The 20,178-nt window shown below is 34.4% G+C and carries 22 protein-coding genes and 1 pseudogene; 21 read left to right on the plus strand and 2 right to left on the minus strand.

The genetic code is table 11. The annotated features are described in order from the left end of the window. The 19 genes and pseudogenes from KY054_02460 to raiA all read left to right on the plus strand — a co-directional run. A partial coding sequence (locus tag KY054_02460; GenBank protein ID MBZ1356610.1) for a hypothetical protein occupies positions 1 to 316 on the plus strand: 316 nt, incomplete at its 5' end. 259 nt (positions 317 to 575) lie between these two features. Next, positions 576 to 734: pseudogene (locus tag KY054_02465) on the plus strand (GxxExxY protein). Between the two features lie 351 nt (positions 735 to 1,085). Beyond that, positions 1,086 to 1,718 (plus strand): nucleotidyl transferase AbiEii/AbiGii toxin family protein, encoded by a 633-nt coding sequence (locus tag KY054_02470; protein MBZ1356611.1) that lies wholly within the window; start codon positions 1,086 to 1,088, stop codon positions 1,716 to 1,718. A 259-nt stretch (positions 1,719 to 1,977) separates the two neighbouring features. After that, positions 1,978 to 3,678, plus strand: a complete 1,701-nt coding sequence (locus KY054_02475; protein ID MBZ1356612.1) for a peptidoglycan-binding protein — start codon at positions 1,978 to 1,980, stop codon at positions 3,676 to 3,678. A 29-nt stretch (positions 3,679 to 3,707) separates the two neighbouring features. Next, complete coding sequence (locus tag KY054_02480; protein ID MBZ1356613.1) at positions 3,708 to 4,292, plus strand: hypothetical protein; 585 nt, start codon at positions 3,708 to 3,710, stop codon at positions 4,290 to 4,292. Continuing rightward, the gene (locus KY054_02485; protein MBZ1356614.1) at positions 4,283 to 4,894 is read left to right on the plus strand and encodes a hypothetical protein; all 612 of its coding nucleotides are present in this window, start codon (positions 4,283 to 4,285) and stop codon (positions 4,892 to 4,894) included. Before KY054_02480 ends, KY054_02485 begins: the two co-directional genes overlap by 10 nt. Before the next feature lie 4 nt (positions 4,895 to 4,898). Then, positions 4,899 to 5,786 (plus strand): UTP--glucose-1-phosphate uridylyltransferase, encoded by an 888-nt coding sequence (locus KY054_02490; GenBank protein MBZ1356615.1) that lies wholly within the window; start codon positions 4,899 to 4,901, stop codon positions 5,784 to 5,786. Positions 5,787 to 5,838: 52 nt separating this feature from the next. Then, a complete protein-coding gene (locus KY054_02495; GenBank protein ID MBZ1356616.1) occupies positions 5,839 to 7,071 on the plus strand; it encodes a hypothetical protein in 1,233 nt (410 codons plus the stop codon). Between the two features lie 4 nt (positions 7,072 to 7,075). Continuing rightward, positions 7,076 to 7,810: an RsiV family protein gene (locus tag KY054_02500; protein ID MBZ1356617.1), complete on the plus strand. Its 735-nt coding sequence runs from the start codon at positions 7,076 to 7,078 to the stop codon at positions 7,808 to 7,810. Position 7,811: 1 nt separating this feature from the next. Next, positions 7,812 to 8,603, plus strand: a complete 792-nt coding sequence (locus KY054_02505) for a PHP domain-containing protein (protein MBZ1356618.1) — start codon at positions 7,812 to 7,814, stop codon at positions 8,601 to 8,603. 4 nt (positions 8,604 to 8,607) lie between these two features. Continuing rightward, the gene (locus KY054_02510) at positions 8,608 to 8,922 is read left to right on the plus strand and encodes a hypothetical protein (GenBank protein MBZ1356619.1); all 315 of its coding nucleotides are present in this window, start codon (positions 8,608 to 8,610) and stop codon (positions 8,920 to 8,922) included. 368 nt (positions 8,923 to 9,290) lie between these two features. Continuing rightward, positions 9,291 to 9,566 carry a hypothetical protein gene (locus tag KY054_02515; protein ID MBZ1356620.1) on the plus strand — a complete coding sequence of 92 codons (276 nt, stop codon included), beginning with the start codon at positions 9,291 to 9,293 and terminating at the stop codon, positions 9,564 to 9,566. Between the two features lie 7 nt (positions 9,567 to 9,573). Then, positions 9,574 to 9,834 carry a type II toxin-antitoxin system mRNA interferase toxin, RelE/StbE family gene (locus tag KY054_02520; protein MBZ1356621.1) on the plus strand — a complete coding sequence of 87 codons (261 nt, stop codon included), beginning with the start codon at positions 9,574 to 9,576 and terminating at the stop codon, positions 9,832 to 9,834. Between the two features lie 546 nt (positions 9,835 to 10,380). After that, a complete protein-coding gene (locus KY054_02525) occupies positions 10,381 to 11,430 on the plus strand; it encodes a Fic family protein (GenBank protein MBZ1356622.1) in 1,050 nt (349 codons plus the stop codon). 178 nt (positions 11,431 to 11,608) lie between these two features. Continuing rightward, the gene (locus KY054_02530; GenBank protein ID MBZ1356623.1) at positions 11,609 to 11,794 is read left to right on the plus strand and encodes a hypothetical protein; all 186 of its coding nucleotides are present in this window, start codon (positions 11,609 to 11,611) and stop codon (positions 11,792 to 11,794) included. Positions 11,795 to 11,816: 22 nt separating this feature from the next. Continuing rightward, positions 11,817 to 13,532 carry a DNA polymerase/3'-5' exonuclease PolX gene (gene polX / locus KY054_02535; GenBank protein ID MBZ1356624.1) on the plus strand — a complete coding sequence of 572 codons (1,716 nt, stop codon included), beginning with the start codon at positions 11,817 to 11,819 and terminating at the stop codon, positions 13,530 to 13,532. Between the two features lie 140 nt (positions 13,533 to 13,672). Further along, complete coding sequence (locus KY054_02540; GenBank protein ID MBZ1356625.1) at positions 13,673 to 14,383, plus strand: YdcF family protein; 711 nt, start codon at positions 13,673 to 13,675, stop codon at positions 14,381 to 14,383. Next, entirely contained in the window at positions 14,370 to 15,350 is a 981-nt protein-coding gene (gene murB, locus KY054_02545; protein ID MBZ1356626.1) for a UDP-N-acetylmuramate dehydrogenase, read from the plus strand. Before KY054_02540 ends, murB begins: the two co-directional genes overlap by 14 nt. 291 nt (positions 15,351 to 15,641) lie before the next feature. After that, complete coding sequence (gene raiA / locus KY054_02550; protein ID MBZ1356627.1) at positions 15,642 to 16,085, plus strand: ribosome-associated translation inhibitor RaiA; 444 nt, start codon at positions 15,642 to 15,644, stop codon at positions 16,083 to 16,085. 57 nt (positions 16,086 to 16,142) lie between these two features. Here the strand turns inward: raiA and KY054_02555 are convergent, their stop codons facing one another. Next, positions 16,143 to 16,346: a hypothetical protein gene (locus KY054_02555; protein MBZ1356628.1), complete on the minus strand. Its 204-nt coding sequence runs from the start codon at positions 16,344 to 16,346 to the stop codon at positions 16,143 to 16,145. A 57-nt stretch (positions 16,347 to 16,403) separates the two neighbouring features. Here KY054_02555 and secA point away from each other — a divergent pair, with 57 nt between their 5' ends. Both secA and KY054_02565 read left to right on the plus strand, forming a co-directional pair. Continuing rightward, the gene (gene secA / locus KY054_02560) at positions 16,404 to 18,884 is read left to right on the plus strand and encodes a preprotein translocase subunit SecA (GenBank protein ID MBZ1356629.1); all 2,481 of its coding nucleotides are present in this window, start codon (positions 16,404 to 16,406) and stop codon (positions 18,882 to 18,884) included. Positions 18,885 to 18,900: 16 nt separating this feature from the next. Further along, on the plus strand, positions 18,901 to 19,113 hold the full coding sequence (locus tag KY054_02565; GenBank protein ID MBZ1356630.1) for a hypothetical protein: 213 nt from the start codon (positions 18,901 to 18,903) through the stop codon (positions 19,111 to 19,113). A 246-nt stretch (positions 19,114 to 19,359) separates the two neighbouring features. Here KY054_02565 and KY054_02570 read toward each other — a convergent pair whose 3' ends face one another. Further along, positions 19,360 to 20,088, minus strand: coding sequence for a class I SAM-dependent methyltransferase (locus KY054_02570; GenBank protein MBZ1356631.1), 729 nt, complete (start codon positions 20,086 to 20,088; stop codon positions 19,360 to 19,362). Positions 20,089 to 20,178 lie beyond the last annotated feature (90 nt).

Below are 20,178 nucleotides of genomic sequence, written 5' to 3' on the forward strand. Positions count from 1 at the left end.
AGAGAAAACAATCAGCCGCGAAGGTTTTTTAATTCCGGAAATTGAAATTTTGTTGATATTGAAATTGTACGCATGGAGTGCTCGGCGCGGGTCTGCTAAAGGGCAAAAAGACGAATTGGATATTTTTAGTTTATTGTTTTTGCCGGAATTTAATTGGCAAAGATGTCTTGATTATACGCGAATTTTTCACCTTGAAAATTATAATGATTTTTTAATTGAATTGGTCAAAAAAACAAAAGAGATAAAAGAACTTGGCGTTAATCAGCAGAAAATGGCAAAAATCCGCAAGAAAATTTTGGGGTTTTTTACGCAATGACTGCAAGAATACTGCCCCAGCAAGTCCATCTTACATTATTTAACGATCATAGAATTGTTCCATCGCTGATTTATGCTGATATAGCTGATCGATACTGATATTAAAATACTGATATAATTAGGAGCGATGAACAAAGTTGATGCCTGCTTTAATAGTTATAATGTTATCGGCGGAAGCATAAAGGAAAAAATTATTGAGCGGGCTCTGATAAAAGAGCTGGTTAGCTAGGGGCTGTCTCTGAAAAATCAAAAAATAGACATATAATAACGAGAAAATCGGCTCTTATTCCCCCGATATAATTATCAATGAATCCATTGTTATAGAATTAAAATCCAAGTCGTTTCTAACAAAAGAAGATGAAAAACAATTTAAAGGTTTAGAATACAAGTTGGACTTTCTTATTAACCGTAAAAATTAGTTATTAAGAGATTTATCCATAGTTAAAAGTTATCAGCATAAATCAGTGTTAGTAAATAATTAGCGTTAGTAAATAATTTGTGTTATAATAACAAAATGATGACAACTCTTCCGGCTATATTTAAATCATTGCTATGGTCTTATGATTTTAATAAGTGCGACCCAATGGCAATTAAGAAAACAGTGATTAAACAAGCCTTGAATTATGGCACTATGGAGCATTGGAGGTGGATTAGCTCGTTTTACGGAGACGAACAGATTCGTGATGTTTTATCTCATATCCAAGTCACGGAAATTAATCCCAAAACGCGAAAACTTGCGGAGATAATTTTTAATTTCAATTCATGGAATTATGCACCAAGAGGCGTTAAATAATAACACTAGGGCCTTATGGGAGAAGTGCGGTTTTTTGGATAACTGTTATCTTGCGGGTGGCACGGCTCTCGCTTTTCAAGTCGGTCATCGTCAGTCCTTTGATTTGGATTTCTTTTTTAACGCACCGATAAAAAAAACGTTGATTCAAACAGTTGAAGAAAAATTTGGGACAGCAGTCGCACCGTCTGTTAAAACCGCGGGTGAATTAACAGTGCTGATTTCGGGAGTAAAGGTAACTTTCCTGTATTATCCGTTTCCGTTGTTGGATAAGACGGTGTCAACCGATATAGTGCCGCTTGCGAGCGTTCGCGATATTGCTTCTATGAAAGCGTATACCCTAGGCCGCAGGCAATCGCTTAAAGATTACGCTGATTTATATGTTATTCTTTCTAAAAATTTGGTCTCGCTTAGCATGATAATAAAAGATGCTAAACAAATATACGGCGAAGCGTTTAATGACCGCCTATTTCTTGAACAGCTATTGTATACTGACGATCTTGAGAAAGAGCCGATTAATTGGCTCGTGAAAAGCATATCAGAAGAAAAAATGAAAGAGTTTTTTGAAAATCTTGTCAGAGAAGAGAAAGGGGAGCTATGGCTATCAAGCTAACCAGTTGTTCAAGCCAAGGAACATAATTGACAGTTAATTAATTGTAATTTTGCGTCCATAACTCCCGATAAATTGTTGTTGAGTTTGGCATTAACAAATCGCATCAGAGCATCAACCTACTCTCTTTTTTTAATCCTCCGTGATCTGGCTAACCGTATGCGTTGCTTTTTTGCCATTCTAAAACGATCGCATACGCTTGAGTCGGGTTTTTCTTGCACATTTGTTGAAATAAATTAAAATAAATAGTAATATGATTATTATGAAAATTATTTATAACCGGGCAATAAAAATATTACTTCTATCTTTATTGGTTTTTTCCCTTTCCTCAACTCCCACTTATGCGTTAGTTGAAGGGTCTATTACTAATTTTAATGTGGAGAGTTCTCACGACCTTAATAGTCGTTCACAGCTATCTGCAATACTGCAAAGAATTACCAATAGGATTAACTTTTATGTTGAAAGTAATTGGTGGCATGGCTTAACCAATTCCAGAAGATCCGATTTGTTAAATAGTATGAGTATTTTAAGCAATGAGTTTGAGAATAGAATTTATCCGCTTTTGACTTCTGAGTTTGGACTTGATCCAATTCATCCAGTTGACCGAAGCGGTAGGACCAGTGTTCTTTTTCATCGAATGAAAGCTAATATCGGCGGTTATGTTAATACCGGAGATTTTTTCACTGTCTTTCAGGCTCCTCGTTCTAATCAAAAGAATTTAATATATATTAATTCAAATTTTATTGACTCTGCTTTTATAAAAGGGTTTTTGGCTCATGAATTTATGCACGTGATAACCATGGCTCAAAAAGAAAAGAATCATAACATTCAAGAAGAAATTTGGCTCAATGAAGCAAGAGCTGAATATGCATCAACCTTTTTAAATTATGATAGTAAAGCAGCCAACAATATTTTAAGAAGAAAGAATGCCTTTATTAATAATTCTCATTTCTCTTTAACCGAATGGCTTAATAGGTCCGGAGATTATGGAATTGTAAATGTCTTTACTCAGTACTTAGTTGATCATTACGGAGTAGATATTCTTTCTGATTCTTTAAAGTCTAATAAAACAGGGATTGAAAGTATTAACTTTGCCTTAAAGAAGAATGGGTTTGTGGAAAACTTTTCTGATATTTTCACTGATTGGACAATAGCTGTTTTAGTAAATGACTGCTCCTTGGGATCAAAGTATTGTTTCAAGAACAATAATTTAATTGATTTAAGGATTGTTCCTTCAACTACTTTCCTACCCACTGAACATGGGAGCTCACTATCTTCAAGGAGTGCTACTAAGAATTGGGCTGGTAATTGGCATCGATTTGTAGGGGGTAAGGGGAATTTAAGGTTAGATTTTTCTCTTGAAGACAACCAGAATTACCGAATGCCGTATCTGTTATGTGTTACTGAAAGTAATTGTTCGGTATATTTTGCTGAAATTAAAAATGACGGAAGGTCAGTTATTGAAATTGAAGACTTTGGAGATAAATACTTTTCTTTGACCATTATGCCTTCAGTTCAGCATAAAATGAGTGGATTTAACGGATCTGAAGCAAACATCTTCTATAACTGGACTATTGTAACTGAATTTGTTGAAAATATACCAGACCCAACTCTTCAAGAGCTTTTAAATACCATTCAGACATTAACTCAAGAGGTTGAAAGGCTTAGAGGATTATTATTAGCAAGGAGAAACAACCAGTCTTGTTCTTTAACCGTTAATCTTTTTGTTGGAGTTTCTAATCCTGATCAAGTCAGATGCTTGCAACAAATATTAAGAGACCAAGGTCCAGGTGTTTATCCAGAGGGACTGGTAACCGGCAGATTTCTTTCTTTAACCAGAATGGCCGTTATTCGTTTTCAGGAGAAATATGCTTCTGAAGTTTTAACACCACTTGGGTTGACTTCTGGGACTGGATTTGTTGGCCAGAAGACAAGGGAAAAAATGAATCAACTTTCAAGGTAATTTTATCATTATTGTGATATAATAATCGTATGAACGAAGAAATAAATAAGATAATGGAGATTCCCGGGAATACTAAAGGAGCCGTTATTCTTGCCGATTTAGAATACATTAGAAGAAAGGCTGGTCAAGAAAGTTTAGATAAAATAGAGGAAGCTTTGGCAAAGCTTGGTCACCCTATTGATTTCAAAAGCATTCGTCCCTTTGAGGAATACAAAGAGGCTCACATTGTTTCTGTATATGTTCTTTTAAGAGATATGCTTGGATGGAGCGAAGAAGATATTGAAAAGATGGGTGAGGATTCAGCAAAAATATCTTCAGTTGTTAGAATTTTTGTGAAGTTTGTACCTTTTTCCAAGATTGTCAAAGAAGGCTCTAGGTACTGGAGCCAACACTTTGGTTTTGGATTTTTGGAAGTGGAAAGTAATGAAGTTGAAAAATCTTTAAAAGTAATGGTAAAAGGGTATAATTTTCATCCTTTGGCCTGTGCTTGCCATCGGGGATATTTTAGAACTATGGCTCATTTCTTAATAAACGGAAAAGATATTGATTTAAAAGAAGTGAAATGCACACATAGGGGCGATTCACATCACGAATATTTAATAACATGGAAGTAACAGATAAAAAAAGCTTGAAAGATGAAATTCAAGCCATATCTGAAACAAAAGGGAATGTTAAGGGAGAACTTCTTCGTTCCTATTTCAAGTACATAAAAATAAAGGAAGGTGATGAGGGGGTGGCTAAAGTAGAGAAAATGACAAAAGAGATTGGTTTTTCTTTTAAAGGAAGCGATATCATGCCTTTTCATTGGTACCCAGCCTTCTATGAGCCAATGATTGTTCTTGCAGCCAAAGAGGCCTTTAACTGGACCGATGAAGATGTTTTTGAATTAGGATTCAACATCGTTAAATTTTCTCTTTTAGTCAGAACAATGTTGCAACTCTTTGTTTCGCCAGAAAAACTTTTCAATCAGGCTCGCAAGTATTGGAATCAGAACTATGACTTTGGAGATCTTGAATCAGCTGAGATGGAGAGGGGGAAGAGCTACACCTTGAGGATTAAAGGGTACAAGATCCATCCGATTGCTTGTATTTATAATGCTGGCTATATGCTAGGTATGACCCAATTAACCACTAAAGATAAATTAGAAATTAGGGAAGTAAAATGCACCGCTAAAGGTGACGATTACGATGAATTTATAATAACTTATAAGGAATAATATTATGGAAAACAACAAGAGAAAAATAACTAAGGTAGTAATTCCAGCCGCTGGTCTTGGAACTCGCTTTCTTCCGGTCACAAAATCAGTTCCCAAAGAAATGCTTCCAATCATTGATCGTCCAGTGATTCAGTATGTGGTTGATGAAGCTGTTGCCTCGGGCATAACTGATGTTATTATAGTTACTAGTTGGCAAAAGAAAACTATTGAAGACTATTTCGATTATTCCTTTCAGCTTGAAGCTAATTTAGAAAAAAACGGAAAAGACAAAGAGCTTCAAGAAGTTCAGAAAATTGCCGGAATGGCTAACTTTATATACATCCGTCAGAAAGGCCCTTATGGTAATGCTACTCCAGTTCTTTGTGCCAAGAGCCTGATTAATGAAGACGAGGACTTTGTTGTTATGTGGGGAGATGAATTTATCTATGCCAACCCACCAAGATTGAAGCAAATGATTGATGTCTATAATAAATATGGCGGTGCGGTAATTTCAGCGGTCAGAGTTGATGATCCGAGCAGATATGGTATTGCTGATATTGAAGAGGTAGAAGGGGGAGTTTTTAAAATTAAAAAGATTGTTGAGAAGCCGGCTCCCGGAGAGGCACCTTCTAATTTAGCGGCTCATGGGGCGTACATTCTTCCTGGCAGGATATTTCCTCTAATTGAACGTCTTCATCCCGGTAAATCAGGTGAATTTTGGCTCACCGGGGCCATTGAGAGGTTGATTGATAGCGGTTATCCGGTCTATGCTTGTGAGATAAAGAACGGAAAATACTATGATGCAGGCAACAAGTTAGACTATATTAAAGCCAATGTTGATTTTGCTCTTAGGAGGGATGATCTTTCTGAAGAAATGAAGAAATATATTCAGCAAAAATCAAAGGAATTATAGTACATGACAAGCCAATTCATTAAAAATATTTCAGGCATGCTGATTCTCTGATATGAAAGAAGACGATTTTAAACGCAAAAATATCAAGTTTTTTGTTCTAGGATTTCTTTTACTGCTTTTAGTTTTTTTTTCCATAAGGGCGATGCTTTCATCGGAAGAAGTAGACATCTCTTTTTATAAAGGGGAGCTTGAGAAATACCAAGAATTAATTGAATTGAGAAAAGACACAGCGATATCTATTGTTGGACCAAAAGCCAATGATTTTTATCGAAGTTCACAAATGACGGAAGTAGTTCTTTTGGAAAGGGATCTTTCAATAGTTGATTTTGAGATATATTTAATAAAGGCCTCTGATTACATAAATTATCCCGATTGGCACGAGGTGATAAAAATACCACTTAGTAATAATGGAAAAAGAAATAACAGGTGGTTTCAAAAAATTGTTCCGTCAGACTATCTTTCAGGGATATATGTCTTAACTGCTAGAGCAGAAGATAGTGATGGTAACAAATATTATGACCAGATATTACTAGGATTAATTAGTGCAAGAGAGGATAACTTCTTAGAAGTCATTTTCCCCAAAGAGGGAGCTTCTTTAACTGAACCATTAACCATTTCAGGAAGATTTAGCTCAGACCGATTGGTTAAAATATCCAGCGGAATGAAAGGGGGTAATTTAGGTAATGAACCGTTAAATCTTTGTGAGGCAGAAATCAGAAACCAATCTTGGGAGTGTTCTCTTAATCCGTTTATGATAGCTTCAGCTGGAGAATACAATCTTTGGACCCTATTAATAGATGATACGGGTAATTCAAAGATAGTTGAGCTTCCGGTAAGAGTTGATTCAACTATTAATTTACTTCCTTTAGAGTCAGACGAAGCCCATATCCGTGTTGGAGAATTAACCAAGATAGGGATTCTATCCGGAGGAATGGATCTTAACTTAGAATCAATTTTTCTCAAACTGAGCTATGATCCCAGTAAAGTTAGGATTGTTGATGTGAAAAAAGGTGCTCTCTTTTTTCAGGAAGGAGTACAAACTGAATTTAATTATGACATCGGTCATGAAGAGGGAGTAATTATTATTGGAATTGAAAGAAGAACCAGAGTTCCCCTTAATCGTTATGGAGGGATAATGGCTGAGATTGTTGTTGAGGCTATTCCGGGAACAAGACTGGGAATGACTCATATTGGATTTCTTGAGACCAATCTTTTTGATTCAGAAGGTAATGAAATAATCCATATTGCCAGAGGACAGAATTACTTCATAGAAGCTTTAAGGTAGTAATATGAATAAAATAATTAAAATTACATTATTTTTTCTAACAGCAACTTTTTTGTTGTGGTTTTTCTTTTTTAGATCGTCTGAAGACGTGATAGCCCCACACTTAGAAGAAATAACAGAAGAATCTTTAATAGACTTTTCCTTAGAAGAAAGAAATATATATGAAGAAAATGAAGAATTAATGTATAGGGTAAATATTTCTTATCCCTATTTCACAAATGATGATTTTAACCGGGTTAATCGGGAAATAGAATTAATTATTGACATTATTCTTTCTGAGTTTAAAGAACTTGCCGTTTTGCCCATAGCTAATGATTTTGGGTTAGATAGCTCTGAATTAAACGTTGACTATGTCCTTGCCCGAAATGACGGAAAAATATTTAGCGTTGAATTTATAATCCATAGCGCTTATCTTGGAGCACCTCGTCCAATCATTGATTACATTTCCTTTAATTATGATATGGAAAGAATGAGAAAGATTGAAATAACTGATTGTTTTGATGATTTCATCTTTCTTTCCGAATATGTTAAGGGACAACTTTCTAATAAATTAGGGGATTCTTTTTTTGAGAGTGGAGTAGAACCATTGTCTAGAAATTACAGTAAGTTTGTCATCAAAGATAATCGTTTAGAAATAATTTTTGGTTATCATCAAGTTGCACCACGGGCAATGGGTCCAATCAGAGCTAATATATATTTTTCTGATCTTAGAGAGCAAATGATATGTAATCTTGAATAAAATGGAACAATACTTTTACGATCTTCATTGCCATACAGTTGATTCAAGGGATTCTATTGCTAAGTTGAAATCTTTAGTTGAAGTTGCCAAGATTAGAGGATTGGACGGTATTGCCATTACTGATCACAACAAGACTTACAAGGGACCACTTAATATTGATGGAATTGAAATAATTCCCGGAAACGAATTAACCTTGAAGGGAGGGGGCCATCTCCTATTATACTTCATTACAGAAGAAATGCCTCAAGGATTAATTTTAGAAGAAGCAGTTTCTATAGCAAAAGATCAAGGAGGTTTCGCTGTTTTGGCTCATCCATTTAGAAGCGAACATGGATGGATAAAAAATAACCTTGGTAATCCTGAAAAAATAAAGAGAGGACTTGAAATTGTTGATGGACTGGAATCAGGAAATGGTTCGGACCCTCAAAAGTTAAGAAATATGATAATGAAAACAAAGGAAGATAACAGCGGAATTTCTTTATTCTTAACTGCCGGATCGGATAGCCATATGCCAGCTCAAGTTGGTCTTGCGGCCACTAAGGTCAATCAAAGACTGACTAAAGATAATTTTTCAGATGTTTTAATGAGTGGCGAAATAATTGTGAGAACGGAATTTCAACGATTCGGGGAGAAAATATGGCTTTTTAAAAAATACATTTTCTTAATTAGTCAAATTACCATGATTAATAGGTCAGAAAAAATGAAGAATCTTTTTTACAATATTTTTGTTAGAAATTATTTTAGAGTACATAATATTGCTCTTGGTAGAATTAATTTTAATTATAAAAAATAAAAATATGATTTTTTTCTTTTTTGGGTTTTTGGGAGGAGTGTTAAGGGGAACTATGGGAGTAATAAAATATACCCAGTCATATAAAGATGTTGAAATAAGGCCAATATATTTTTCTGGCACAGTCATTTTTTCTGGCTTTATTGGAATGATTTGTGCTTGGATAATAAGTGATATGGGAATAGCGATTATGGGAATAGAAGAATTACCATTAAGTTTTGCTCTAATTGCTGGTTACGCCGGAGGCGATTTTATTGAAAATATCTTTAAGATAGTTATCAAGAAAACCGATATTTTTAGTTTTAGCAAGGTAGTAAAGTGAAATAGTTTAGGAAAATATTGGGCACACTTTTAGATACGTTATGTTATCCTGTACAAAAATGTACAGGATAAATAAATGATTATGAAAAATTTTCTAAAATGAGGAAATATTTGAAAGAAGAAGTTCTTAAATTCATAAAAGCCGAGATTGGAAAGTCATAAGTGGAAATTTAAATTAATGAGGTCGGGAGTCGTAAATAATATATTCTTTGACTTTAAATTCATCCCTGCTCAAATTAGAATATATATCGTTTTAACCCTGCTCAAATTATTCCCAGTTCCTTCGTAAAAAATAAGGTTCTGTTTGTTAAAATAGATAAAACATATTAACTATTGACATCTATTAGCCATTATATATACTTTAGATATATGAAAACAGTAATCAATATTAAAACTGAAAAGGAAATAAAGAATAATGCGCAAAAGCTTGCCAAGGAGATGGGTTTTTCTTTGACTGCGGTTATTAACGCTCATTTGAGGCAGTTTATTAGAAGCAAAGAGCTTTGCGTTAGCGTTGTTCCAAAGATGTCTCCGAGGTTGGAGAATCTTTTAGGCAAAATAGAATTTGATATTCAGAGAAATAAAAATATTTCCCCTTCTCTTTCCTCTCAAAAGAAGCTTAAAAAATATTTTGCTTCTTTGTAAATTCTTTATGAAAATTCAATTTCATAAAAATTTTGAAAAGCAATATAAAAGATTGAGGAAAAGAGAGCAGCGAAAGACGCAAGAAAGATTAGAATTATTTTTAGAAAATCCATTTGATCCTCGGCTTAATAACCATTCTTTGAAAGGAAAATATGTTGATTATCGGAGTATCAATATATCAGGGGATCTAAGGGCTATTTATAAATTTTTGAGTGAAGAAGAATGTGTCTTTGTTGTTATAGACAATCATAGTAATTTGTACTTTTAAGGTAGATAAATAAAGTCAGGTTTGTTTTTCTTTTCATCCCTGCTCAAATTAGAATATATATCGTTTTAACCCTGCTTAAATTATGGATATTCAAGAAAAGAAATTAAAAGAAATTTTAATAAGTCAGCTCGAAGAATACCAACAATCTACTGTAATTAATTTCGGTTAGAAATTAAATGATTTAATCGACACCTCTACGGTTAGATTTTAGATAATTTAATACGCCGTTGGTTTTAAGTTTTAAAACACGGCTAAGGAAATTTTTCTTATCTATTTTCAAAATCACGAAAATGAACGCCCACATTAAATGATTTAACCGTAGCTATATAAAAAATATTAATCATTCGCTCTAATATCCTATAATACAGAAAGGACACAATGCTTGTCAAAACAGATTGTCTCCCATTTAATTTATGATATAATTACTTTTAAGGTAGGTCGAATGACTTTTCCTGCGAGTCTAAGATTTGGTGGTGTTATATTCTTTGTTACAATCGATAATCATATCAAAATGATACGATTCAATGGTATAAATGATACGAAAAAATGTTTAAACCAAACAAAAGAGAGCAAAATATTGTCACTATACTGATTAGGGGTAAATCTATGCGGTCATCGGATATTCATAGTGTTTTGAAAGACAAAGAGGACGTATCTCTTGTTACTGTAAAAAGAATTCTTTCAGAGATGGCTGACAAAGGACTTTTGACGGTTTTCGGATCGGGAAGATCCACAAATTATCAGGCTACTTCGCTTGGAAGAATCTTTTATGAAATTAACACCAAGGAATATCTTTCCACCGAGCCGGATAAAAGATACGGGCTGGATGGATATAATTTTGATTTGTTTTCTTCTTTTCCTAAAGAAATTTTCCTCAAAGAAGAGATAAAGAATATGGAGGATTTTACTGTGGAATACAGAAAAAAGGTAAAAAAAGCCTCTCTCACAATCAGAAAAAAAGAACTGGAACGTATCATAATCGAGCTTTCTTGGAAGTCTTCAAAAATAGAAGGAAATACGTATACCCTTCTTGATACTGAAAAACTTATTTTGAGAAACAAAAAAGCCGAAGGAAAAACAAAGGAGGAGACACAAATGATATTAAACCATAAAGAGGCTTTTCAGTCGGCATATGAGAACAAAAATATTTTTAAAACGGTTACAAGGAAAAACTTAGAAGAAACGCACAAACTGCTGATGAAAGATTTGGGAGTAGGATTTGGATTGAGAAAAAGTCCCGTGGGCATTTCCGGATCTTTATATCGTCCGCTTGATAATATTTATCAAATAGAAGAAGCACTGAACAATCTTGTAAAGACAATTAACCATTTTAACACTCCTTATGCGAAAGCGATGATAGCACTTTTGGGAATCAGTTATATTCAGCCGTTTGAGGACGGGAACAAGCGAACCGGTAGGATTATGGCGGACGCTTTACTTATGGCAAACAGTTGTGCACCCCTTTCTTATCGAAGCGTGGATGAGAAAGAGTATAAAGAGGCCACACTGGTATTTTATGAAATAAATTCAATTATACCTTTTAAGAAAATATTCATTGAACAATACGAATTTGCTTTAAAAAATTATTTGGTGTAACGCAACATAATTGACATTGAGTGTCTTAAAGTCAGAGGAAATCAGTTTAAAGATGTTCTTTATCATACTCTGACATTTTTTCTAATCGTTATCTTATCCTGTACGTAAGTGTATGGAATAAGATAACTGATACAGAGAGACATTGGATAAGATTGTTAATATTTAGCGATTCTTTGGGATGCAGGCAACATATTGTACTAAACCGTTACCAAAGTGGTTAGCAGTTACAGCTCATTTGATTACTGTTCGGATTGTCGATCAGTTATTATTTGATAAAGGAAGAACTGAAGAAGTAGCCAAAAGAGCCCTAGCTATTAATCCGGAATGGGAATCAATGTTTGAACAATATATTCTAAATCAATAATTTTATAGGAATAGGCAATAAAATGAAGAACCAAGAAGTCGCCAACATATTATATGAAATAGCCGATTTTCTTGATATGGATGATACCCCTTTTAGACCTTTAGCCTATAAAAAGGCAGCTAATTCACTGGAAAATTTAGAAGAAGATATTGAAACTATTTACAAAAGAGGTGGAACTAAAGAATTAGAGAAGATTTCTGGAATTGGAGAGCACATTGCATTGCGCATTGAAGAGTATCTCAAAAAGGGAAAGATTGGCTATCTTCAGGAGTTAAGAAAAAAAATACCGGTAGATATTGAAAACCTTACTATGATAGAGGGGATGGGACCTAAGACCGTTAAAACCCTTTATCAAGAACTAAATATTAAGAATCTTAAGGATCTTGAGAAGGCAGCTAAGGAGCATAGAATAGCTCCTTTGTTTGGCTTTGGGGAAAAGACGGAACAAAATATTCTTGAGGGGATAGAGTTTTTGAAAAAGACTGAAGGAAGGTCTCTTTTAGGAAGAATTCTTCCTAAGGCCAATGAGATTTATGAAGAGATAAAAAAACTTCCAGAAGTAGAAACTATTAGTACCGCCGGATCATTAAGAAGAATGAAAGAAACCATAGGGGATGTTGATCTTTTAGTTTCCTCTAATAATCCCAAGAAGATTATGGATCATTTTGTTTCAATGAAGGGTGTGTTAAAAGTTTGGGGTAAGGGAGAAACCAAGGCTTCAATTAAAACAGCGGGCGGATTCAATGTAGATATTAGGGTGGTTTTACCGGAAAGTTATGGATCAGCCCTACAACACTTTACTGGATCTAAAGAACATAATATTGCACTTAGAAAAATCGCCATGGAAAGAGGGCTTAAAGTTAATGAGTATGGAGTATTTAAGGGAGAAAAAAGGATTGCCGGAAAGACTGAAGAAGAGGTTTACAAAATTCTTAGAATGGACTGGATACCGCCAGAGATGAGAGAAGATCAAGGAGAAATAGAGTTAGCTATAAAAGGAAGATTGCCTCAAATTGTTGGTTATAACGATATTAAAGGAGATCTTCATTGTCACTCTAGCTGGACTGGTGGAGAGAATACAATTGAAGAAATGGCCAAGCGGGCGATTGAATTAGGATATCTATATATTGGAATAGCAGATCATACCAAGTTTTTAAGAATAGAAAATGGATTAGATGAGAAACAATTAATGGAACAAAGAAAAGAAATAGATGAACTTAATAATAAAATAAAAGGAATAAAAATACTTCAGGGATGTGAAGCCAATATTTTAGATGATGGATCAATAGATATTACCAATGAAGCATTAGCTAAGCTTGATTTTGTAATAGCCGGTATACATTCAGGATTTAAAATGAATGAGAAAAAGATTACTCAAAGAATTATCAAAGCGATGGAGAATCCTCATGTTGATATTATTTCCCATCCCACCGGAAGAATTCTTAAGCGAAGAGCTGAATATAATGTAAATATAGATGAAATGATAGAAGCGGCCAAAAGAACCGGAACGATTTTAGAAATCAATTCGTATCCAGAAAGACTTGATCTTAATGACGTTAATATCTACAGGGCTAAAAGGTTAGGGGTTAAAATGGTAATAAATACCGATGCCCATCATCGAGAACATATGAAATCAATGTGCTTTGGTATAGCTCAAGCAAGAAGGGGTTGGGCAGAAGAAAAAGATATTATTAATACCGGGACCCTAAAAGAATTAATAACTTCTTTTAAAAAATAAAAAAGACCGTCATTATTTAACGGTCTTTGTAATTGGAGAGAAATTTTTTTAATTTCCTTTTGATTTAACAATGTATTCCATTTTCAAGATATTATCAAGTAGATTGATTTTTTGGTCATCCCTGCTAAAATTTAATTATCATGTTATTCTTGGAAATAATTCAACAAATGCTCCTTCCTAGTGTTTTTGTATTTATATTAATACTCGGAGGACTGCTTCTTAGCTTTCGTAAAAAGAACGTTAAGGTTGGGAGATTAATAGCCCTTACTGGCGTTGGTTTGTATTACCTGTTTTCAATTGCTCCGGTTAGTGACCTATTGCTTTTCCCATTAGAAAGAGATTATCAAACCATAAAGATTGAAGATATTAAAGCGGCAGATAAAGTAGTTTTGCTTTTAGGTGGGCGAGAAAGTGATATTTTAAGGTCTAGTGAAGTTTTAAGAATTGTTCATTTAACTAATCAAAGAACTCAGGTCATCATATCGGGTGTTGATCCTCTTAATCCCAGAAGTGAAGAGGCTGTGGCAGTTAGGAGATTTTTTACAGCCCGTGGAGTTGAAGCTAATAACATTACGATTGAGAATAAGTCTAGAAATACTTGGGAGAATGTAAGGAATATAAGGGAAATAGTTGGCGAAGAACCTTTCTTTTTGGTTACTTCTGCTTATCATATGAAAAGGGCAATGAGGGAGTTTGAAAAAATTGGGGGAAATCCAATTCCAGCCCCCGTTGACTTTAGGAGAAGAAGCTCTTACGGACTTATTAGTTATTTCCCCAGTGCGCGCAACTTGAGAAATGCTGATTTAGCTATTCATGAATATTTTGGAATAATTTTCTATGAATTCCTCTAATAACAAATTAATCAAATTAGAAAAAATCTTTCCAAAGATTAAGAAAGATATTCTCTTGGGAAGATATACTACTTTTGGATTAGGGGGTAAGGCTGATTATTTTTTAGAAGTTGATAGTGTAGCGGAGCTTAAAGAAGCCCTTTCTTATTTTTTTAAAAACAAAGTATCTTTTTTTATCCTTGGAGGAGGAAGCAATCTTTTAATATCTGATAATGGTTATCGCGGAGTGATAATTAAAATGAAAGGAAAGGAATTGGAGCTTAGAAAAGAGAAAACGATTATCGTTGAGGCCGGAGTCTCTTTAGCTAAGCTTGTTTATTTTGCCATGTCTTATGGTCTTAGTGGTTTTGAATGGGCTGCGGGAATACCGGGTACTGTTGGGGGAGCTATAAGAGGTAATGCCGGTGCTTTTGGAAAATCAATGGCTGATAATATCAAACTAGTAGAAGTAGTTAATGCTAAAAGTGGAAAAATTAATAAGTTTAGAAACGAGGAATGTAAATTTAACTATAGAGAAAGTATTTTTAAAAAGAATTCCCACTTAGTAGTTATAAGGGCCGAGATTGCTCTTGATAAAAAAGATAAGAGTGAGATTGAAAAACAATCTAATGAATATTTTAATTATAGAAAAGAAAGACAGCCACAGGGATATTCAGCTGGGAGTGTTTTTAAGAATTATAAAATAAAGAATAAAAAGGAAAGAGAGGCATTGATTGAGAAAAATCCTGAGATTGAAAAAGTAATTAAAGACAATGTTATTCCAGCTGCCTTCTTAATTGACAAGTGCGGTCTTAAGGGAAAGAAGGTTGGTAGGGTAATGATTTCTCTTATTCATGCTAACTTTATTATCAATCTTGGACGGGGAAAATCTGAAGATGTAACAAAATTAATCTACTTAATCAAGAAAGAAGTAAGTGATAAATTCGGCATAATAATTGAAGAAGAGATTCAATATTTGGGATTTTAGTTATTAACACTTGACAAAGACTTTAAATCTGGAAAAATTAACTTACGTACTTAATTTTTGCAAATAATCGGTCGGCTATTTGCCCTCCTGAAATTATAGGGAAAATTAATTTTCAAAGAATAAGTTCTTTGGAGTAAAAAAATGCCTGTAAAGAAAAAACCAGCTGTTAAGAAGACAGTTACTAAGAAACCAGCTGCTAAGAAGAAGAAGAAGTAATTCTATTTCGCCCTGCCCTTATTAACGGGGCAGGGTCTTCTTGTATGGATTCCAAAGTTTTGATATAATTACCTTATGAAAATAACAATCAAAACAAAAAACATGGAATTAACCGATTCCATTAGCGATTATATAGAGAAAAAAATTCAACCCTTAGGAAAGTTTTTAGAAAAGATTATTCCAGACGAAGAGGATCTTGCCAATAATCCTATTGAAGAAAGGAAGGAAAGAGTAGAGGCCTTTATTGATGTCGGTAAAGAATCAACCAAGGGGTTGTATTTCGCTAAGGCTCAAATAAATATTCCCGGTAAAAATCTTTTAATAACAAAAGTTACTTCCAGTAAACTTGATGAAGCGATTGATGCCATAAAAGATGAATTGCAAAGACTGATTGTATCTTACAAAGAGAAGTCTTTTGCTGTTAAGAAAAGAAATGTTAAGGAAGCCAAAAAAGACATTAAACTTGCAGAAGAAGCAAGATTAAATAGGGGAAGTCGGCAAAGACAGGAAGGTTTGTAATTTTGATAAAGAAAAATAAAAGTGTTAAACACTCTCTTATGGAGTGTTTTTTTATTTTTATAATCCTCTTTCCAAGTAGAGTTCGTCTTTTTCGATCTTGTATATAGATATAGCTATTACTGATATTTTTGATAAATTTAGTTTTATTGAAGGTTCAAATCTTTTAGCGATAAAACAGTAGATAATTACATCTATTACTAGTAAAAAATAAAAAAGAAGCGACATTCTACTCAAATCAATTGAGCAGAGTTTTTTGAGCACATCTTTAAAAATCTTTTAATTGGTGTATAATCCATAACATTAACATTAATATAGATTATGTCTTTTTTTAAAAAAATATTCGGGGATCCCAATGAGAAGTATCTCAAAAGTATTCAAATTTTAGTCGATAGAACAAACAATTTGGAGAAAGAAGTTTCTTCTCTTAAAGATTTTGACTTTCCGTTGAAGACTAAAGAGCTAAAAATTAGGATAGAAAAAGGTGAAACTACGGATGATATTCTTCCAGAAGCTTTTGCTTTAGTTCGAGAGGCATCAAAGAGAGTTTTAGGCCAAAGGCATTACGATGTTCAGTTAATCGGAGGAATAGTTTTGCATCAAGGAAAAGTTGCTGAGATGAGAACTGGAGAGGGAAAAACTTTATCAGCTACTCTTCCAGCTTATCTTAATGCTCTTGAGGGCAAGGGGGTTCATGTGGTGACCGTCAATGATTATCTTGCTCGAAGAGACTCTGTTTGGATGGGTCAGATTTATGATTTTCTTGGGATGACGACTGGTTGTATAAATCACCAACAATCTTTTGTTTATGATCGTGAATTTTCTAGTACCAATGAAGAAAGGGATGAGATTAGAGATACACTAGGAGGATTTAAGGTAGTTGAAGATTTTATTAAACCTTGCACAAGAAAAGAAGCTTATGCAGCAGATATTACTTATGGTACCAATAATGAATTCGGCTTTGATTATTTAAAGGATAATATGGCTTATGACCTTAATGTTAAAGCTCAAAGAAGTTTTAGATATGTAATTATTGATGAAGTTGACTCGATTTTAATTGATGAAGCAAGAACGCCACTTATCATATCAGCTCCAGATGTTGAGAGCTCTGATATGTATAAAGGAATATCAGAGATAATCCCACGTCTTGAGCCGAAAAAACATTACGAAGTTTTTGAGAAAGAAAAGACGGTTGCTCTAACCGAAGAGGGAATTGAGAAAGTGGAGGAAATTTTAAACATTGATAATATTTATGAAGAAAAGGGTATTAAATATCTTCATCATATAGAGCAGGCTTTACGAGCACAAGCTATCGTGCCAACCACCAAAAAACCATTATTTGAAAAAGATAGACATTATGTTGTCAAAGATGAAGAAATTATTATCGTTGATGAATTTACCGGTAGAATGATGCCTGGCAGAAGATGGTCAGGTGGACTTCATCAAGCAATTGAAGCAAAAGAAGGAGTTTACGTTCAGCCCGAATCAAAGACATTAGCATCAATTACTTTTCAAAATCTTTTTAGAATGTATGATAAGTTGTCCGGAATGACCGGAACAGCTGTTACTTCAGCCGAAGAATTTGATAAGGTTTATAAATTGGAGGTAATTATTATTCCAACTAATAAGCCGATGGTCAGAGACGATCTTCCAGATAAAATCTACAAAACTGAGATGAGTAAGTTTAAGGCGATAACTGAAGAGGTTAGAGAGAGACGTAAAAAAGGACAGCCGGTATTGATTGGAACCACTTCTATTGAAAAAAATGAACTCCTAGCCGCTTTATTAGAAAGATTAGGCATACCTCATAGAGTTTTAAATGCCAAGAGTCACGAAAAAGAAGGAGAGATTATTGCGCAAGCCGGAAAATTAGGAGCAGTTACAGTCGCAACCAATATGGCCGGAAGAGGCGTTGATATAGTTTTAGGAGGAAATCCGGCCGATCCCGAGGAAGCTAAGAAAGTTTTTGAATTGGGTGGGCTTCATGTTATTGGAAGTGAACGACACGAAGCAAGAAGAATAGATAACCAATTACGTGGAAGATCCGGAAGGCAGGGTGATCCTGGATCAACCCAATTTTTCATTTCTCTTCAAGATGATTTGATAAGAATATTTGGTGGAGACAAAATTAATTCATTAGCTAATTATTTAAAAATGCCCGAGGATCAACCAATTGAAGCTAAGATGATATCGGGAGTTATTGAATCAGCTCAATCTAAGATTGAGGGGATGCATTTTGATGCAAGAAAGCATTTACTAGATTACGACGACGTAATGAACAAACATCGTGAAGTAATTTATAAGAAGCGAGATGATATACTAGAGAAAGCGGTTAATGATAAGATTGAACCTTATATCCGATCATTTATGGAAGACAGGGGAATTTTAGATGATTATAATAAGAAGTACGATGAATTAGGAGAAGAGAAAATGAAAGAGATTGCTAAATCTGTAAGCCTAAGAGTTTTAGACTCTCTTTGGGTAGAACACTTAGAAGGCATGCAGGCAATACGAGAAGCAGTTAGACTAAGAGCCTATGGACAACAAGATCCTTTAATTGAATACAAGAATGAAGGGCGTAAAGCTTTTCATAAAATGTTAAAGACTTGGGAAGATGATGTTATTGAAATGATATTAAAGGTTCAATCCATTTCCTTTGCTCCTAGTCCGATAGAAAAAGGTGGAATAGAACTAAGGGCCAATAATACCGTACAACCAAAAGCTAAAAAACAATCCATAGGAAGAAACGATCCTTGTCATTGCGGAAGTGGTAAGAAATATAAGAAATGTCATGGAGCATAGGAATTAGTCTGAAAATATGAAGCATAGCAAACTTATTAGAGATAAGATTTCAGAATATATCAAAAATAAGGGTACTCATATTGCCGATGACAAGGAATATTGGGAGAAGCTGAAAGAAAAGTTACTAGAAGAAGTAAAAGAACTTCACAAAATTAATCAAAAAGCCGATGTTAAAAAGAAAGTTTCGGTTAGATTTTCAACCACCTCCTCGAAAGCTGTTTCGGTTTGATAATTAAATGATTTGACACGAGGGTAATTTCATATAACTCGTTTATATGCGAATTGAATGTATAATATCGGACTTTTGCTCTACATTATGCTACGAAGTTTTTCTGTAGCGTAGCGGAAGAAAAATTTGGGTGAAGCCCGAGCCGAGGGCTGAACCGTATATCCTTTGTTAGGCGTGGTAAGGGCGTTAGCCCGAAAGCGCAGCACCCCGACGAGCAAAGCGAGGAGAGTTTTCTCGGGCGAGCGTTCATTCTTTTTCAATGACCGCTATGTAAATTGATTTATCAGAATCAATAAACTTTCTGACTTTCCAACCAGTACCTTTCAAAATATCTTTCATTTGGTCTTTGGAAACAAATAAGTAATCAAACCAATTTCCTATATATCTTTTGAATCTTATCCTAATGCGAAGCTGCCCGGGCATTCTTCCTCTTTTTTCATTGAACTTATGATAAGAGAGGTGCACCGGATCGTCTGTTTTATAGATATCGTTGCTTTCAGCGAGTATCAAGGCACTGGGGCTGGTTATTTTATGAAGTTTTTTGAGTAAGGTTTTGGCTTTTTTAAAACTACCAAACAAGCCAAAGTTGCTGCCAAACATGATAACAGTATCAAAAGTATTTGGCTTGAATGCTCCGATTTTTTCAATAGGTAAAACTTTGGCGTTTTTTACACCACGTTTTTTACAAACTTTGATAGCAAGCGGGGAATTATCTATGGCACTTACATCAAAACCTTTCTTTTGGAGATAGAGAGAATTACGTCCAGCCCCAGCGCCGATATCAAGGATTTTATCTTTGGCTAATTTGATTGCCTGTTTTTCAATTTTTGGCCAATCTTTAAACTCGGCAAAGTAAGCCGGTGCACCTCCAGACAATCCGATAAAGCCATCGTCTCTTTCAATGACTTCGTAAGATTCTTTTCCTTGGAAGAATGCCCATACTTCTTGTCCGTAAGCATCTTTATTTAGGTTCATATTGGTTTGATTACGATTAGGATTTATATAAATGTATCTGCGCCAAGCGAGCCCGAGAAAATTTCGCCTAATGTTTCACAATATCTGATG

The sequence above is a fragment of the Candidatus Nealsonbacteria bacterium genome (assembly GCA_019923605.1).
In the GTDB taxonomy this organism is placed as follows: domain Bacteria; phylum Patescibacteriota; class Minisyncoccia; order Minisyncoccales; family CSSED10-335; genus JAHXGM01.

Excerpts from the sequence above, each read along its gene's own strand:
- KY054_02470 (MBZ1356611.1), top strand. The coding sequence starts at position 1,086 with ATGCACCAAGAGGCGTTAAATAATAACACTAGGGCCTTATGGGAGAAG.
- KY054_02475 (MBZ1356612.1), top strand. The coding sequence starts at position 1,978 with ATGAAAATTATTTATAACCGGGCAATAAAAATATTACTTCTATCTTTA.
- KY054_02480 (MBZ1356613.1), top strand. The coding sequence starts at position 3,708 with ATGAACGAAGAAATAAATAAGATAATGGAGATTCCCGGGAATACTAAA.
- KY054_02485 (MBZ1356614.1), top strand. The coding sequence starts at position 4,283 with ATGGAAGTAACAGATAAAAAAAGCTTGAAAGATGAAATTCAAGCCATA.
- KY054_02490 (MBZ1356615.1), top strand. The coding sequence starts at position 4,899 with ATGGAAAACAACAAGAGAAAAATAACTAAGGTAGTAATTCCAGCCGCT.
- KY054_02495 (MBZ1356616.1), top strand. The coding sequence starts at position 5,839 with ATGAAAGAAGACGATTTTAAACGCAAAAATATCAAGTTTTTTGTTCTA.
- KY054_02500 (MBZ1356617.1), top strand. The coding sequence starts at position 7,076 with ATGAATAAAATAATTAAAATTACATTATTTTTTCTAACAGCAACTTTT.
- KY054_02505 (MBZ1356618.1), top strand. The coding sequence starts at position 7,812 with ATGGAACAATACTTTTACGATCTTCATTGCCATACAGTTGATTCAAGG.
- KY054_02510 (MBZ1356619.1), top strand. The coding sequence starts at position 8,608 with ATGATTTTTTTCTTTTTTGGGTTTTTGGGAGGAGTGTTAAGGGGAACT.
- KY054_02515 (MBZ1356620.1), top strand. The coding sequence starts at position 9,291 with ATGAAAACAGTAATCAATATTAAAACTGAAAAGGAAATAAAGAATAAT.
- KY054_02520 (MBZ1356621.1), top strand. The coding sequence starts at position 9,574 with ATGAAAATTCAATTTCATAAAAATTTTGAAAAGCAATATAAAAGATTG.
- KY054_02525 (MBZ1356622.1), top strand. The coding sequence starts at position 10,381 with ATGTTTAAACCAAACAAAAGAGAGCAAAATATTGTCACTATACTGATT.
- KY054_02530 (MBZ1356623.1), top strand. The coding sequence starts at position 11,609 with ATGCAGGCAACATATTGTACTAAACCGTTACCAAAGTGGTTAGCAGTT.
- polX (MBZ1356624.1), top strand. The coding sequence starts at position 11,817 with ATGAAGAACCAAGAAGTCGCCAACATATTATATGAAATAGCCGATTTT.
- KY054_02540 (MBZ1356625.1), top strand. The coding sequence starts at position 13,673 with ATGTTATTCTTGGAAATAATTCAACAAATGCTCCTTCCTAGTGTTTTT.
- murB (MBZ1356626.1), top strand. The coding sequence starts at position 14,370 with ATGAATTCCTCTAATAACAAATTAATCAAATTAGAAAAAATCTTTCCA.
- raiA (MBZ1356627.1), top strand. The coding sequence starts at position 15,642 with ATGAAAATAACAATCAAAACAAAAAACATGGAATTAACCGATTCCATT.
- secA (MBZ1356629.1), top strand. The coding sequence starts at position 16,404 with ATGTCTTTTTTTAAAAAAATATTCGGGGATCCCAATGAGAAGTATCTC.
- KY054_02565 (MBZ1356630.1), top strand. The coding sequence starts at position 18,901 with ATGAAGCATAGCAAACTTATTAGAGATAAGATTTCAGAATATATCAAA.
- KY054_02570 (MBZ1356631.1), bottom strand. The coding sequence starts at position 20,088 with ATGAACCTAAATAAAGATGCTTACGGACAAGAAGTATGGGCATTCTTC.